The sequence below is a fragment of the Herbaspirillum sp. RV1423 genome (genome assembly GCF_000577615.1).
In the GTDB taxonomy this organism is placed as follows: Bacteria; Pseudomonadota; Gammaproteobacteria; order Burkholderiales; family Burkholderiaceae_D; genus Herbaspirillum.
Genome location: NZ_CBXX010000034.1, coordinates 1 through 15,718, shown reverse-complemented (window position 1 = coordinate 15,718; position 15,718 = coordinate 1). Strand labels below are relative to the sequence as shown.

Genomic DNA, 15,718 nt, shown 5'->3' with positions numbered 1-15,718 from the left:
GTGCAGGCCGCGTCGCGCTCCTTGCGCCTGGCATGCCTTGCCAGCGCCTTTTCTGGGAGGAACGCATCTCACACCTGTTTATGAAATGAGTTCTAATTTTCAGCACTTGGAATACCAAGAACCAGACTCCATGCTCCAAGGCGCAGGTAAAAAACACTCTGGCTCACAGTGACGCGCCGACGCGAGCGCGCGCCTGCGCATATTGTTCGGCCAGTTGCCGCACGATCTCCGCCGCCGGCAGGATGTCCCGGATGGCGCCGATGCCATGGCCGCTGCCCCAGATATCTTTCCAGCGTTTTGGCTTGCCGAAATCGGCCGCCGATTTGTCTTGCGGCTGCAGGTTGTCCGGATCGAGACCGGCGGCGCGAATGCTGGGTTTCAGATAATTGCCGGGAACCCCCGAAAAATAGGGCGTGTAGATAATATCGGCGGCACTGCCGTCGACGATCATTTGTTTATGCAGCGGCTGCGCCGCAGATTCTTCGGAGGCAATGAAACGCGTGCCCATGTAGGCCAGATCGCAACCCATGACTTGCGCCGCCAACACGCCGGCCCCGTTGCTGATGGAGCCGGCCAGCACCAGCAGCCCGTCAAAGATGGCGCGCACCTCCGCCGCCAGCGCGAACGGACTGAGCGCTCCGGCATGGCCGCCGGCTCCGGCGCACACCAGTATCAGGCCGTCCACGCCGGCGGCGATGGCCTTCCTGGCGTGGCGCAGCGTGGTCACATCGTGCAGCACGATGCCGCCGTAGGCATGCACTTTTTCCACCACCAGATCCGGCGCATGCAGCGAAGTGATCACGATGGGCACACGATGTTTCACGCATGTGGCCAGATCATCCTGCAGGCGGGTATTGGATTGATGCACGATCAGGTTGACCGCATACGGCGCAATGATGCGATCAGGCTCGGCCGCATGACAGGCCTGCAGCGCTGTCTCGATCTGCGTGAGCCAATTGCCCAGTTCTTCCTGCGGGCGCGCATTGAGCGCCGGAAACGAACCGACGATGCCGGCGCAGCATTGGGCGATCACCAGGGCGGGGTTGGACACCAGGAACATGGGCGAGGCGATCACGGGGACGCGTAGTCTGCCGGGCAGGCTAGCAGGGCTGGTAAGCAATAGATCGGTCATGAACGTCATCGATACATTGGAATGAGTGGATTATTTGCATGCTTCGGACCAAGCCGAGCTTGCGGCATGGCGCCGGCTACTTCTTGCCGAAGGCGGCGATACGCTCCTGCATATCGGGCCCTTTTCCGGCGTTGCGGAACACTTCATGCGCCAGTCCGGCGTCGAGTGACAGGCCATCGGTCTCCAGCAGCAGGCGCTTGTTGGCGCGATGCGAGAACCATGAACCGGCCAGCAGTTCACGCGCCAGCGCCGCGACCTCGCCATCGAAATCCGCATCCGCCACGCAGAAATTGGCCAGCCCCATGGCCTGTGCCTGGACGCCGCTATAAGTGCGCCCCAGCAGCATGATCTCGCGCGCACGGGCGGCGCCCACGCGTCGCGGCAGGCGCTGGCTCATGCCCCATAGCGGCGTCAGTGCCCACTTGGCATGGGTATCGGCAAATCTGGCCGAGGCTGATGCAATGATCAGATCGCCGGCCAGCGCCAGTTCCAGCGCACCGGTATAGCAGTGCCCATGCACCGCCGTGATCACAGGCTGGGGCAAACGCGCCAGGCGATCGATGGTACGCGCCTGCAGATGCGGCTGCGGCAATGGCTGACCGGCCGCCAGATCGTGCAAGTCGTTGCCAGCCGAAAAGCAGCGGCCTGCGCCACGCAAGACCACCGCGCCTATGCTGTCGGCTTGTTGTTCCAGTTGCGCCAGATGCTGGTTCAGCTCGACAAACATCTGCACGGTCAGCGCATTCATTTTCTCCGGCCGGTTCAGGCTCAGCGTCGCCAGACCGTCGTGGTCGCTGCGGGTCACCAGTTGCGTCATGTGCATTCCTTGTCAGGCCGGCTTGGCGGCATCAGCCTGCCGGCGAGCGCCTTCATGGGTCAGCACCAGCACTTCGCTGTCGCCTTCCTGGGCGATCTCGCCGCGTTGGTTGATCAGATGAAAGCGCCGCTCCAGCTTGCCGCTGCGGCCGCTCTTGCCGGCTTCGACCGAGGTGATGTGCAGTTCCAGGTGAACCGTGTCGCCGATCAGCAGGGGCTTGAGAAAATTCCAATTGCGCAGGCCCAGCATGGCAATTACCGATTTCTCGAAGATGCCGATCTGATGCAGCATGCCCGTGCAGATCGCAATGCCCAGCGCGCCATGCACGACACGCTGCTGATAACGGGTCTGGCCGGCAAATTCGGCATCGGCGTGGATCGGATTCCAGTCGCCTGAAATCATGGAAAAGAAAGTCAGATCGGCTTCCGTGATGGTGCGTCCGCTGCTGACAAAAACCTGGCCCGGTTTGAAATCTTCCAGGTAGTAGGAACTCATGCTGTTCTCCGATTCGTTGGACTCATTGTTCTGATGCGGCGGGATTCCCACGCCGCGCATTTCTATCGATGCCGCCCTGCCGTTCAGGCTGCCTGCGCCAGTCGCTGCATGGCCATGTCGCGCAGTTTGACGCGTTGTATCTTGGTGCCGTTGGAACTCTGGGTGGTCGGAAACTCATCCACCTGCCAGATGTGCGCCGGCACCTTGAAAGGCGCCAGCACCGCTGCCGCCGCGCGCTTCATCTCGGCTTCCTGCAACGTGTTGCCGGGCGCACCGATGGCGAACGCCACCGGTCGTGTCTGGTCCCCGATTTCGACGGCCACTACCTGCACATCCACCACGCCAGGCAGGGTCTTGAGCATATCTTCGATTTCCGCCGGACTGACCAGATAACCGCCCAGGCGCATGGCGTCGCCTTGGCGCGTTTGATACACGAAGCTGCCATCCTCGCGCAGAAAGCCGACATCGCCGGTACGGAAAAAGCCGTCGGCATCGATGGCCTTGGCGGTGGCTTCAGGGTTGTTCAAATAACCGCTGAAATTGGTGTCGGCACGGATCTCGATGGCGCCGCTCTGTCCCGGGCCGAGCAGCTTTCCGCTGTCGATATCGCGGATACGGATCTCTGCCCCCTGCCCCAGACTGGCGGGTCTGCCGCCGCCCTTGATACGTTCCTCCAGCGGCAGATCGCGCGATTGCAATGAAAACAAGGCTTGCACTTCGCTGGAACCGTACAGGCCTATCATGGGGATACCGCGTGTCCAGGCCATTTGCGTGTACTCGACGATGCCTGGATGAAAACTGGCGAAGCCGAATACCCGGGCGGAAGGGAACGGCGGCTCGCCGCTGCCGTTTTCGATGATGCGGCGGAACAGTTCGTCGCTGCCGAATACATGCGTGACGCGATGCCGGTTGATCAGTTCGGCGGCGGCAGGACCGTCGAAGGTATCCATCATGACCACCGGCTTGGCCGCCGTGAAAGCGGCCATCATGGCGTTGAAACCGAACACGCCGCAAAACGGCAGACAGGCCAGCAAGCGCGTTCCTTCCTCTTCGAAGCCATAAGCCGGCGCCACGCGCTGGCCGTGGAGCGTCACCGTGCGTTGCGGATGGATCACCAGTTTGGGGCCACTGGTGGTGCCGGAGGTGGTGAACAGAATGCTGTCGGCGTCGGCATGGGCACGATCGGCGACGGTGCGCTGCGGCAGGTTGTCCAGATCGAAGCGTACCGTCGGTTTGCCCAGTACGGTCGACGGCATGTCCGCCGCGGCGTCGACCAGCGCCACCTGACGCAGCGCGCGCGCCGACTCCAGCGGTACATCGCGCAGCACAGCCGGAAAATCGATCTTGCGGAAATTGAGCTGCAAAATCAGCATGCAGGCTTGCGAACGTTCCAGGATGTAGGCCAGCTCATGCGAACGGTAGCGCGTGTTGACCGTCATCAGCGACGCGCCGATACGCGCCAGCGCGAAATATAGCGCCAGCCACTCCATGCGGTTGACCAGCCACACGGCGACACGGTCGCCGGGGACGATGCCCTGCTGCTCCAGCCAGGCTGCGCTGCGCTGGACCAGTTGATCGAACTCCCGATAAGTGACGGTACGGTCGCCGTCAATGAAGGCAATGTCATCACCGTGCCGAGCGACGTTGCGCGCCAGCAGCGCCGACATGGTGGTCAGCAGCGGCGAGGCGCCGGCGATGGACGGAATAGCGGAATGGATGGCGGACATATCAATACAGCTCCATGAGCTTGGCGTTGTCATTCAATTCTTCGGGTAGGGCTTCGCGGATGATGGCGCCCGATTTCATCACCACCACACGATCTGAGATTTTCAAGGCTTCCTTGACGTTCTGCTCCACCAGCAAGATCGACATGCCGGTATCAAGCTGCAATTGCCGGATCGGTTGCAACAAATCCTGGAACAGCTTGGGCGCCAGACCGATGGACGGTTCATCCATCAGCAGGCAGCGCGGCCGACTCAGCAGCGCGCGGCCGATCGACACCATCTGCTGTTGTCCGCCGGACAGATTGCCTGCGCGCCGGTCATAGAATTGCTTGAGCGCGGGCAGTACCGACAACACCCAGTCCAGGCGTTCGCTGCGTTCCTGCTGCGGCACATCGGCGGCCCACAAGCCCATCTTCATGGTCTCGGCCACCGTCAGTCCGGGGAAAATGCCGCGCCCTTCCGGCACCAGCGCCACGCCGGCCGCCGTCAGGCTGCGCGGCTCCACCGCGTGCAACTGGCCGCCGTCCAACAGGATGTCGCCGCCCTGGCGCGCCACGAGTCCGAACAAGGTCTTGAGCAAGGTCGACTTGCCGGCGCCGTTATGGCCGATCAGACATAGCACCTCGGCAGGACGCAAGGAAAAGTTGAAATCCTGCAGCACCGGTCTGCCGCCATAGCCAACCACCAGGCTGCGCGTCTCCAGTACCAGCGTACTGGTTTGATGTTGTATTTGAGCTGCTGCATTCATGCCGACATATCTCCGAAATAGATGGCTGCCAGATGCGGGTCTTTGAGTACGACATCCGGCAGGCCGTCGGCCAGCAAACGTCCCTGGTCGAGAAAGGCGATCCGGTCCGAAATGGCGAGCACGATGTCCAGGTTGTGCTCGATGATGCATACCGTGACGCCCTTCCCGACTTCACTGCGCAACAACTCGACAAACAGTTCATAGGAACCGCGATCCAGTCCGGAGGCCGGTTCGTCAAGCAGCCATATCTTGGCGTCGGCGGCCATGATGCGCGCCATGCTCAGGAACTTGCGTTCGGCATAGGCCAGATCGATGGCGCGCATGTGCGCCTTGGCCGACAACCCGGTGCGCCGGAGGATGTCGTTGACCTTGTCGCGCCGCTCGCTGCGGCCGCTGCGCCCTCCCGGTTGCCAGATCCACGATATCGGCTCCATCACGGTCAGGATGTTTTCTTCCACGCTCATGTGACTGAACAGGCGCAAATCCTGAAAGGTGCGCGCCACTCCCAGACGGCTGATCTGGAAATGCTTCTTGCCGATGAGAGGCTGGCCTTGCCACAGGATCTGGCCCGAATCCGGCACCAGATGGCCGGTGATCTGGTTGAACAAGGTGGTCTTGCCGGCACCGTTGGGACCAACCAGCGTGGTCACGATGCCGGCGCGCAAATCAAGCGAGACATCGTTGGTGACCTTGAGGCCGCCAAAACTCTTGTGCAGATTGCGGATGCTCAGCAACACTTCTCCGCCGGCCTGGACCGGCCGTTCTGCGGCCGTCATCTGATCTAAGCTGGACAATGCGTTCATGCTGTTTTTCCTTTTCCGGAACCGACAATGCCGCCGGGACGATAGATCATCAGCAGCACCATCGCCAGACCGTAGGCAATCTGCTGGATGGAACCGATTTCCGTTTGCGGCAGGAAGGACATGTAGCTGAACAGGCCCGGCAATACCATCAGCAGCACCGCCCCGACCAACGGGCCGAGCAGCGTGCCGGTGCCGCCGATGATGACCATGGCCATGAGCAGCACTGAAGTATCCAGCATGAAACTCTCGACATTGATGAAACTCATGTAAAACGCATACAACGTGCCGGCGACCGCCGCCAGCGCCGCCGAGATCACCACCGACAGGGTCTTGATAAAGGCCACGTTCTTGCCAAAGGCATGCGCAGCCGATTCGCTATCGCGGATGGCTTTCAGATTGCGGCCGAAACTGGTGCGCAGCAGCCAGGTGGTCGCCGCCAGCACCGGAATCAGGCAGCATACTGCCAACAGCAGGAACTCGACCGGGTCGGTGATGGCATGACCGAACAGCTCTGCCGGCGGAATGCCGATCATGCCGCCCAGACCGCCGGTCACCGACTTCCATTCGGAAAACACGGTCACGCCCAACACCTGCAGGCCCAGCGAAGCCGCCACGAAATACTCGCCGCGCACCCGCAGCGCCGGCAGCGCCAGCACCAACGACAGCAGCCCCGCCACGATCATGGCCGCCGGTATCGCCAGGAAGATCGAGGCACTGACATGCAGCGCGAAATAGGCCGCGGTGTAGGCGCCGACGCCAAAGAAGATGGCGTGCGCAATCGAGAAGATGCCGGCATAGCCCATGATGAAATTGAGGGTGATCGCCAGCACCGCATTGATGCAGATCAGCGTCGCCAGATTGAGTAGATAAGCAAGCATGTTTTCCTCTGAAACTAGTGCGCGGCGGCGCGGCCGAACAAGCCCGATGGCCGGAACAGAATGAACAGGAACAGCACGATGAAGGTGATCGCTTCGCTCCACTGCGGCTCGAAATAGACCAGGGCCAGATTTTCCGCCAGGCCCAGCACCAGTCCCGCGCAGGCGGCGCCGCGCAGACTGCCGACTCCGCCGACGATGGTCGCGGCCAGGCTGATGAGCATGACGTGATGGCCGATGGCCGGGTTGAGCCCTGTGCTGGCGGCCGACAGCAAGGCCGCCGGCACCACCAGCAGGGAACCCAGCGCAAACACGGTGTTGGACAGACGGCGCGGACTCATGCCATAGGCGCGCACCAGTTCCGGATTGTCCGACAATGCGCGCAGCGCCATGCCGGTGTGCGTGCGCATCAGGAACATTTGCAGGCCAAAATAGAACAGCACGGCAATGGCGATGGCAATGCCCGAGAGCGGAGAAACAAACAGTCCGGGCAGCAGTTCCATGCTGCGGCTGAGCGGCGTGTTGACCGAGACGAAACTGCGTCCGAACAACATGCCGCACAGATTCTGCACAATGATGCCAATGCCGAAGGAGGCCACGAACACCGTGAAAAACGAGCCTTCATGCTTCTGGATAGGCACATAGACAAAGCGATTCAATGCCAGCCCGAACAATACCGCTGCCGCAGTGGCCGCCAGTACCGCAAACAACCAATGTGTTTGCAACACCGACAGCGCATAGTAGAACGTGTAGGCGGCGATGGTGAAGGTTGACCCGTGCGCGAAGTGGAAGATGCGGGTCGAGCCGAAGATCAGCGAGAACCCGACCGCAATGAGTGCGTACAACGCTCCCACCTGAACGCCATTGATTAACAACTGTAACAGCAGCATAGATGTGTCCTTCCGCCTGGCTGCGGTTATTTCGCAGCGGCAGTACTGACAACCTTGCCGCCCTTGCCGTCGATTTCGTTGATCTGCATGGCCATCGTCACGGTGCCGTTTTCCGCAATCGTCACCTTGCCGCCCACCAGATCAAAGGTCTTGGTTTCAATGCGTTGCTTGAGCAGGTTTTCGCCGGTCACCGGCAAACCCTTCTTGATCAACTGCTGCGCCAGCAAGGCAAACACGCGCACCGCATTGTAGTAATTGGCAATGTAGGCGGTCGGCATCTTGTTGTACTTCTTCTTGTAGTCGTCGACAAAACGCCTGGTGACCGGATCCGGCGACGACCAGTCGATATTCTGCGAGGTATAGACCGAACCAGCCGCTTCCGGCAGGGCATTGATTTCCGGAATCGAAAATGCAGTGTAGCTGGCGAACTGCTGCTTGATGCCGTTGTCACGGAACTGCTTGACGATCTGCGACTGTTGCGAACCGTAAGACGCGACATAGATCGCATCAGGATTGTCCGCCCGCACGCGTGCCGCGATGCCGCCGAACTGCTGCGCGCTGGCAGGTACCGACAACGCCTCCAGCAACTGTCCTCCGGCCGCCGGCAAGGCGCTTTCCATTTCCTTCTTGATCGACTGGCCGAGCGGATCGTCCACATAGACCAGGACGATGCGTTTCAACTTGCGCTCGTTGACCAGATAAGGAATCATCGCGCGCACTTCATAGTTGGCCAGCGGGATGATGTTCCAGAAATAAACGCCCAGTTCGGCCAGATCCGGACCGACGCCGCCGCCGTTGACCGCCACAGTCCTGGTACGCATGGCAATGGTGGAAATCGCCTTGGATACGCCGGTGAAGGCCGACAATACGTACGGCACCTTCTGCACGTTGACCAGCTTGTTCATGCCGATCACGCCTTGCTGCGGCAGCGCCTGGCTGTCTTCATACTGGATCGTCAGCTTGCCGTTCAGCAGATTGTCGGCATTGACATGTTCCGCAGCCAGATTGGCGCCGGAACCGAAGATGTCGCCGTACGACGCATTGAGTCCGCTCATCGGAAACAAGGCGCCGATGGTGACGTCGGCCGCCTGCGAGGCCGAAGCTGCAAGCATTGAGCAGGCCAGGATGCTGGCGCTGAGAACCTTCTTGAACTGTGACATCGTGATCTCCTTTTCATCTTATCGTTAGCGCCATGCTGAGCCGGCGCCTTTATGATTGATCGCCGCGGCGAATGCCGGACCATCCTTGCTGTGCGACTGATGCGGTACTGCCTGATGCTTTGTGTGCTGCCCTACCTGAATCCGCAAGTTCAGGTCCGATTCACATTCCCTGGAATGCTGCTGCGCGCTTTTCCAGAAACGCCGACGCGCCTTCCAGATAATCTTGCGTGAGGCCCAGTTCCCGTTGCGAGCGGATTTCCAGATCCAACTGGCGCGTCAGCACATGGCTGGATGCTTCATAGATCGCCAGTTTGGTCAGCGCCAGGGCACGCGTGGCCGCGCGCGCCAGTTGCGCGATGAGCGCGGCGCTGGCCTGCTCGAACTCGGCATCGTCCACGCAGCGCCAGATCAAGCCCCATTCGGCGGCTTGCGCGGCCTCCAGTTTCTCGTTCAGCATGGCCATGCCGATGGCCCGCGCAGGACCGACCAATTGCGGCAGAAACTGGGTGGCGCCGCCGTCCGGCATCAGTCCGAGTTTGGTGAACCCCTGGATGAAGTAGGCGGAACGTTTGGCTATGACGATGTCGCATGCCAGCACCAGCGATGCGCCGACGCCGACCGCAAGTCCGTTCATGGCGCACACCACCGGCGCCGGCAAGGCGCGCAGGCGCAACACCAGCGGTTTGTAGTATTGCTCCAGCGCCTGCCCCATGTCGCGCCGCTGGCCGGGAGGCAACGGCTTGCGGTCGCTCTGGTCCTGACCGGAACAGAAGGCGCGCCCGGCCCCGGTCAGCACCAGCACACGCAACTCCGGCGCGGCTTCGATGCGATCGAGAAACGCGGCAATCTGCCGATGCATCTGTTCGTTGAGGCTGTTGAGCTTGTCCGGCCGGTTCAGCGTGATGCTGGCCACGCCGTCGGTAAAGCTGCACAGGATGGAATCGTCGTTCATGGTCATGGTCTCTTTCTATCGCGGACTCAATCGCGCAGATGAGCGCTGGCGCGCGCCTCGACGTCGTGCCAGATCGCATGTGCCATCGGCGCCTGCGATTCTTCAAGAATATGACCGACCAGACCGATGGCGCGCGCCATGACGCCGAAGCCGCGCACGATCTTCCAGGGGAAACCGAACTCGCAGCAGATCGCGCCCAGCGCGCCGGTGGCATTGATCGGCAATACCTTTCCAGAGACACGCTCGGCCTCGGCGCCGATCAGCTTGAGCAGCTCCACATGCTTGCCGCTCATGCCATTTTCTTCGGCGATCTGAAACAAGCGCGGGGTACGCGGATCGATCGGCTTGTGCAACGGATGACCCAAACCCGGAATGATCTGTTTGCGATCCCGGTAGGCGGCGACGGTTTGTTGCGCCAGCGCTTGCAGATCGGGATTGTCGCCCGCTCCCGCGAAGGCTTCATACAACATGCGCGCCGAGCCTTCGGTGGTGCCGACGAAGACGGTGCCAAGTCCGCACAGGCCTGCCGCGACAGCCGCCTGCAGGGATTCGGGCGCACCGGCATAGGTCATGCGCGCAGCGATGGCGCTGGGCGTGATGCCGTGCTCGACCAACGTGATCAGCACCGCGTTGAAGACGCGCGACTGTTCCGGCGTCGCGGTCTTGCCGGTGAGTTGGAAATAGGCGAAGTCGCCCAGGTTCATTTTGCCCAGAATCTCGCTGGACAAATTCTTGCCGCGCACCATGATGCGATCCGGGGTGCTGTAGGCGATATCGGATCGGATGCTTGAAGTCTTGTCTGTCATGTTGTCTCCGCAAATCGTGAGTCGATGCAATTGTTGCTGTCCATATTTCCGTAATCGGTACCGATACCGTGATGTCTTCAGTCGCTGACCTGCGCGCTGCCGTTGCTCAACACCAGTTTGGCGCGCTCCAGCACGCGCGACTGGAAACGCACATGACCGCCGTCGCGCCAGATTTCCGTACGGATGGTTTCGCCCGGAAAGACCGGCGCCGAAAACCGCGTGGCCAACGACCGCAGACGTTCCGGACGGTAGTCGCAGCAGGCTCGCAGCAGCGCATGACATGCCACGCCGTAAGTCGCCAGGCCGTGTAGTATCGGTGCCGGAAAACCAGCCTGCCTGGCTGTTTCCGGATCGGCATGCAAAGGATTGCGGTCAGCCGAGAGCCGGTAGATCAAGGCGCCTTCCGGCCGGGTCGGCAGATCGCAAATCAGATCGGGAGAACGATCCGGCAACGGACTGTTGTCCGATGCCGGTGCTGCATCGCTCAATTGCCCGTGTTCGCTGAATCCGCCGTCTCCACGGCAAAAACTGGTCTGTTCCGCGGTGGCCAGCAATTCACCGCTTTGCTTGTCCCGGATCTCGCGCTGGACCACCAGCAAGGCGCCCTTGTCGCGGCCCTTGTCGACCACGGCGATCACGCGTGAATGTCCGGTGACGCAGCCGGCCACGGGAAGCGGCCGATGCAATTGCAGCTTCTGCTCGCCATGCACCACTTTCAGCAGATCCACACCGGTTTCCGGATGACCCATCCACAGGCCGGGATGCGCCATGATCACCGCCATGCATGGCAGCGTCTTGAGTTCAGGTTCATAGACAAACTGCAATTGACCGGCGCAGGTCGGTTCCGCGCCGACACCTACGCCGAGCGCGTACAGCATGCTGTCCTTCTCGGTATAGCTGTGTTCCAGCACCGGGAAGTTCCAGTTTTTCAGCTTGTGATAATCGATGGCCATGAAAACTCTCTTGAGATGCTGATGTTCGCTGCCGACAACTTAGATCGGGTCCCACTGGAACACGTCGGCGGAACGGTCCAGTGCAATGAAGCTGGCCTTGAGCGCCGGTATCGCGTGTTCGGCGACCGTTTGCGGCGACCAGCCCTCGGAGCGATGCACCGAACGCAACGGACGCGGTTGACTCATCAGGAATATCTCGTTATTGCGCACGGTGAACACCTGGCCGTTGACGTCGGCGGCAGCATCGCCGGCCAGATACACCGCCAGCGGTGCGATCTTGTCCGGCGTCATGCGCTTGATCTTGTCGACGCGCTCCTGTTGTTCCTGCGTGTTGACCGGAATCGAACTGATCATGCGGCTCCATGCAAACGGCGCGATGCAGTTCGAGCGCACATTGAATTTCTGCATGTCCAGCGCAATCGACTTCGACAAGGCGGTCAGCCCCATCTTGGCGGCGGAATAATTGGCCTGCGCCAGATTGCCGATCAGGCCGGAGGTGGAAGTCATGTGCACCAGGCTGCCGGATTGTTGTTCCCTGAAATACCGCGCAGCGGCGCGACTGACGTAGTAGGCGCCATAGAGATGCACCTTCAGTACCGCATCCCATTCATCATTGCTCATCTTGTGAAACAGCGCATCGCGCAGAATGCCGGCATTGTTGACGACGCTATCGATGCGGCCGAAGTTCTGCAACGCGCATTCGACGATCTGCCCGGCACTGGCGGCATCCGCCACGCTATCGGCATTGGCCACGGCGATGCCGCCGCTGGCCTTGATCGTTTCCACCACCTGTTGCGCCGGCCCGGCATTGGCGCCTTCGCCGGATAGCGAGACCCCGATATCGTTGACCACCACGCTGGCGCCATGCTGGGCCATCATCAGGGCGATCTCGCGACCGATGCCGCCGCCCGCGCCGGTAACGATAACAACTTTCCCTTCCATCATTTTTTGAGTGCTCATCGTGCTTTCCTGTGTTGCCCCACACTTGATTGCGCAGGGAATGCCATCGGGCAGATCCATCAGCGGGACAACATGAAACCGGTTCATCCCGATGGACGGAACTGCAATGACCGCTTGTATCTGACGGCATCGCGCACCCGCCCGGCGATAGGCGTGTTGCTCCAATTGCAGCCGGAGCATGCCCATTCGTCCTGTCGTATCAACTTGATGCCGCTGTCGTTTTGTCCTTGTCTCCGCTCGGAAACAAGCACACGTCTCTTTGTCTTGTGATTCTTGTTGCGATTCCTGATGAATCCTTTTCGCTGGCTGGTTTGACTTCCACGGGAGCCGTTACTGTGCTTCCGTTGCTGCGATGTCCGTATAGTCTGGAAGTGCCGGATCAGTGTCAAGCGAACATTTTTCGCGTTCCGTATTTTGGAATTAGTGCACGCTTTCCATTTTCTGCATCGGCACGCTCTGGCGCGGAAATGATTTTTTTGCGCTGCACGATGAATCTGCCGGTGATGACCGCAACCACGCCGTCATCATTGACAGGAAAACCGTTTTCCTCCTGCATGACAAGCACCGAAGAGAATTCCAGCCAGCCTGGAATCAAGCTCTCATGCGCTGCAGCACGGAAGAACAATTTCCAAAACACATTTGCAAATTCCACTATACGGAACATAAAATGGAACACGATTGACCGCCTTTCGCGGCTACCGCATCTTGTCGTCGTCAGTTGAATCAACCATGCCAGACAATACCGGTGCGCAACACAGGATTCACCAACCTGAGTTCCTTCATGATTGGTGGACGGGCGCATCGGCAAGGAGACCGAGTGCATATGTATTCCGCTTTGCGCGTTGCGACGCGCCTGCTTTGTTCGCCCAACACACACTGCCCCTATCCTGCATGCGATGAATTTTGCGCATTCCCGCCATGAACGTCGCGCCACGCAAACCGGCCCGACGCGCCAAGGATGTGCGCATCGTGCTGCGCGCACCCAATCCGCCGGACTATCCGAACGGTGCGCACAATGAATCCAGAGGCCTGCCGATCAAACCGGTGGAGCGTGGCTTTACCGTACTCGATGCCTTTCTTGGCGATGCCGACTGGCTCGCCAATCAGGACATTGCAACCCGCACCAATCTGCCCAAGGCCACGGTCTCGCGCATGTCGCAGGCGCTCACTCAACTGGGCTACCTGACCTATTGCGAACGTCGGCGCAAATATCGTCTGGCGGTGTCGGTACTTAGTCTCGGTTATGCGGCCAATGTCGATACCGATGTCATCCAGCAGGCGCGGCCGCTGATGCAGAAACTGGCCGACGACAACGGTGTGTTCGTGGCGCTAGCCGGGCGCGACGGCCTGGATATGATCTTGTTCGAAAACCGCCACAGCGCGTCCAATCCGGCCACCGTCGGACTCGGCGTGGGCGAGCATATGCCGATGGCGGCGTCACCGGTCGGCTGGGCCTTGCTGGCCTGCCTGCATCAGAATGAGCGCAGCTATTTGCTTGACCATATGCGCGGTTATTACAAGCGGGACGACTGGATGGTTGTGCGCCAGAAGATCACCGACGCCGAACTGCAAATCGCCGAAAAGGCATATTGCATTTCCACCGGCGACTGGGGGCCGAACATCACCGTGGTGGCGGCGCCGTTGACGCTGAACCAGCGCACGCCGATGGTGCTGCTGTGCGCCGGGCAGGAAAAAACGCTGAGCAGGGCGCGCATCGAACAAAAGGTCGGCCCGCAGATGCTCAAGCTGATGCAACACCTGCGACGGACGGAGGCGAGCCGTGCTCAAGGGTGACAGGAAATCATCGGCAAACGCAACGGAAGGCACCCGCAATACAGCCACACTGCGCAAGCGGACGACGCCAGCCACCGCCGATGACGGCAAGCCTGCACAGGAACTTGCGGCGGCGTCTGCATCGGGACCGCGCACCGGTGGCGACAACGTGGATGCGGACACGGCCACGGCGACCCATACCCTGGAACGTGCGCTGAAACTGCTCAAGGTATTTTATGGCAGTTCCAAACCTCTCACGCATGCTGAACTGGTACGGCGCACTGGCTATTCGAAGGCGTCGGTGTCGCGGCTGATCTCGACCCTGGTTGCGCTGGGTTATCTGAATCGCGCACTGGATGGCGTACGGGTGCAGATCGGCGTGCGCGGTTTGCGGCTGGGGCAGAAATATCTGGCCAACAGTCCGCTGCCGCGGATCGCGCGCCCTGTCATGCAGGCCTTTGCCGATAAATACGATATGTCGGTCGGACTGGCGATGGCCGATCAGCTCGACATGATTTACGTACAGTACTGCAACAGCAGCAAGATCGCGACGCTGCGTCTGGGCGTGGCGCGCGCCGTCCCGATGGCGCTCAGCTCCATCGGCCGTGCCTACGTATGGGCGCAACCGGCGGCGGTACGACAACGCCTGCTGTTCGGCATCTGGAAAAAGAGCGGCACCGATGGCCCGCAGGTCGTAGCCAAGATGGAGCGTGCTTTCGGTGAATTGGATAGCTATGGTTATTGCCTGGCGGCGGGAGAATACCAGCGCGATACGTTTGCTGTCAGCGTGCCGCTGGCAGTCGGCAATCCAGCCGTCGTGATGGGACTGAACTGCAGCGCCGTAGGGTCGATTCCTGATAGCGCGGTGATACGTGATGAACTCGCCCCAGCGCTCATGAAGATGGCCCGGCTGCTGACGCTGGAACTGGAGCTGATCGACAGCAGTCTGTTCTGACCCGAAGCCCGGATGAAAACTGTGCGTCCGCCTGCAGATGCTGCGCGGTGCACGCGTCGAGATTTCAACAACCTGGAAAGCTACACATGAAAGTATTAGTCCCCGTGAAGCGGGTAGTAGATTACAACGTGAAAGTACGGGTCAAGAGCGACGGCAGCGGCGTGGACATCGCCAACGTCAAGATGTCGATGAACCCGTTCGACGAAATTGCGGTGGAAGAAGCCACGCGGCTGAAGGAAGCGGGCAAGGTCACCGAAGTGATCGCTGTTTCCTGCGGCGTGACGCAATGCCAGGAAACCCTGCGCACAGCCATGGCCATCGGCGCCGACCGCGGCATCCTGGTGGAAACCGCCCCTGATCTGGACCTGCAACCGCTGGCCGTGGCCAAGTTGCTGAAAGCCCTGGCCGACAAAGAACAACCGCAACTGATCATCCTCGGCAAACAAGCCATCGACGACGACAGCAACCAGACCGGCCAGATGCTGGCGGCGCTGCTGGGTTGGCCGCAAGCGACGTTCGCCTCCAAGGTCGTGCTGGAAGACGGCAAGGTCTCCGTGACGCGTGAAGTCGACGGCGGCCTGGAAACACTGGCGCTGACTTTACCTGCCATCGTGACCACCGACCTGCGCCTGAACGAGCCACGCTACGTCACCCTGCCCAACATCATGAAAGCCA

The 15,718-nt window shown here is 60.6% G+C and carries 17 protein-coding genes; 3 read left to right on the top strand and 14 right to left on the bottom strand.

The window, feature by feature from the left end:
• Positions 1-163 precede the first annotated feature (163 nt).
• The 14 genes from RV1423_RS22185 to RV1423_RS30020 all read right to left on the bottom strand — a co-directional run bounded on the left by RV1423_RS22185 (position 164) and on the right by RV1423_RS30020 (position 13,138).
• Positions 164-1,132 (bottom strand): nitronate monooxygenase family protein, encoded by a 969-nt coding sequence (locus RV1423_RS22185; RefSeq protein ID WP_034301707.1) that lies wholly within the window; start codon positions 1,130-1,132, stop codon positions 164-166.
• A 76-nt stretch (positions 1,133-1,208) separates the two neighbouring features.
• Complete coding sequence (locus RV1423_RS22180) at positions 1,209-1,949, bottom strand: enoyl-CoA hydratase/isomerase family protein (RefSeq protein WP_034301499.1); 741 nt, start codon at positions 1,947-1,949, stop codon at positions 1,209-1,211.
• A 12-nt stretch (positions 1,950-1,961) separates the two neighbouring features.
• Entirely contained in the window at positions 1,962-2,444 is a 483-nt protein-coding gene (locus RV1423_RS22175; protein ID WP_034301704.1) for a MaoC/PaaZ C-terminal domain-containing protein, read from the bottom strand.
• Positions 2,445-2,527: 83 nt separating this feature from the next.
• Positions 2,528-4,171: an AMP-binding protein gene (locus tag RV1423_RS22170; RefSeq protein ID WP_051516852.1), complete on the bottom strand. Its 1,644-nt coding sequence runs from the start codon at positions 4,169-4,171 to the stop codon at positions 2,528-2,530.
• A 1-nt stretch (position 4,172) separates the two neighbouring features.
• Complete coding sequence (locus tag RV1423_RS22165) at positions 4,173-4,916, bottom strand: ABC transporter ATP-binding protein (RefSeq protein WP_051516851.1); 744 nt, start codon at positions 4,914-4,916, stop codon at positions 4,173-4,175.
• The gene (locus RV1423_RS22160) at positions 4,913-5,719 is read right to left on the bottom strand and encodes an ABC transporter ATP-binding protein (protein WP_081768948.1); all 807 of its coding nucleotides are present in this window, start codon (positions 5,717-5,719) and stop codon (positions 4,913-4,915) included. Before RV1423_RS22160 ends, RV1423_RS22165 begins: the two co-directional genes overlap by 4 nt.
• The gene (locus RV1423_RS22155) at positions 5,716-6,597 is read right to left on the bottom strand and encodes a branched-chain amino acid ABC transporter permease (protein WP_034301497.1); all 882 of its coding nucleotides are present in this window, start codon (positions 6,595-6,597) and stop codon (positions 5,716-5,718) included. Before RV1423_RS22155 ends, RV1423_RS22160 begins: the two co-directional genes overlap by 4 nt.
• Positions 6,598-6,611: 14 nt before the next feature.
• Positions 6,612-7,484 carry a branched-chain amino acid ABC transporter permease gene (locus RV1423_RS22150; RefSeq protein WP_034301494.1) on the bottom strand — a complete coding sequence of 291 codons (873 nt, stop codon included), beginning with the start codon at positions 7,482-7,484 and terminating at the stop codon, positions 6,612-6,614.
• A gap of 26 nt (positions 7,485-7,510) precedes the next feature.
• Complete coding sequence (locus tag RV1423_RS22145) at positions 7,511-8,644, bottom strand: ABC transporter substrate-binding protein (protein ID WP_034301491.1); 1,134 nt, start codon at positions 8,642-8,644, stop codon at positions 7,511-7,513.
• 160 nt (positions 8,645-8,804) lie between these two features.
• Positions 8,805-9,596 carry an enoyl-CoA hydratase-related protein gene (locus RV1423_RS22140; RefSeq protein WP_034301691.1) on the bottom strand — a complete coding sequence of 264 codons (792 nt, stop codon included), beginning with the start codon at positions 9,594-9,596 and terminating at the stop codon, positions 8,805-8,807.
• A gap of 26 nt (positions 9,597-9,622) precedes the next feature.
• Complete coding sequence (locus RV1423_RS22135) at positions 9,623-10,402, bottom strand: citryl-CoA lyase (protein ID WP_034301487.1); 780 nt, start codon at positions 10,400-10,402, stop codon at positions 9,623-9,625.
• Between the two features lie 77 nt (positions 10,403-10,479).
• Positions 10,480-11,355 (bottom strand): MaoC/PaaZ C-terminal domain-containing protein, encoded by an 876-nt coding sequence (locus tag RV1423_RS22130; RefSeq protein WP_034301484.1) that lies wholly within the window; start codon positions 11,353-11,355, stop codon positions 10,480-10,482.
• A 39-nt stretch (positions 11,356-11,394) separates the two neighbouring features.
• Positions 11,395-12,300, bottom strand: a complete 906-nt coding sequence (locus RV1423_RS22125) for an SDR family oxidoreductase (protein ID WP_034301688.1) — start codon at positions 12,298-12,300, stop codon at positions 11,395-11,397.
• A 400-nt stretch (positions 12,301-12,700) separates the two neighbouring features.
• A complete protein-coding gene (locus RV1423_RS30020) occupies positions 12,701-13,138 on the bottom strand; it encodes a hypothetical protein (RefSeq protein ID WP_155835217.1) in 438 nt (145 codons plus the stop codon).
• Between the two features lie 95 nt (positions 13,139-13,233).
• Between RV1423_RS30020 and RV1423_RS22115 the strand changes: the two genes are divergently transcribed.
• The 3 genes from RV1423_RS22115 to RV1423_RS22105 all read left to right on the top strand — a co-directional run.
• Entirely contained in the window at positions 13,234-14,109 is an 876-nt protein-coding gene (locus RV1423_RS22115) for an IclR family transcriptional regulator (RefSeq protein WP_034301478.1), read from the top strand.
• Positions 14,096-15,043, top strand: a complete 948-nt coding sequence (locus RV1423_RS22110; RefSeq protein ID WP_231502475.1) for an IclR family transcriptional regulator — start codon at positions 14,096-14,098, stop codon at positions 15,041-15,043. The genes RV1423_RS22115 and RV1423_RS22110 overlap by 14 nt, the downstream gene beginning before the upstream one ends.
• A gap of 86 nt (positions 15,044-15,129) precedes the next feature.
• Positions 15,130-15,718 (top strand): electron transfer flavoprotein subunit beta/FixA family protein (locus tag RV1423_RS22105; RefSeq protein WP_034301682.1); only part of this gene is annotated, 589 nt, incomplete at its 3' end.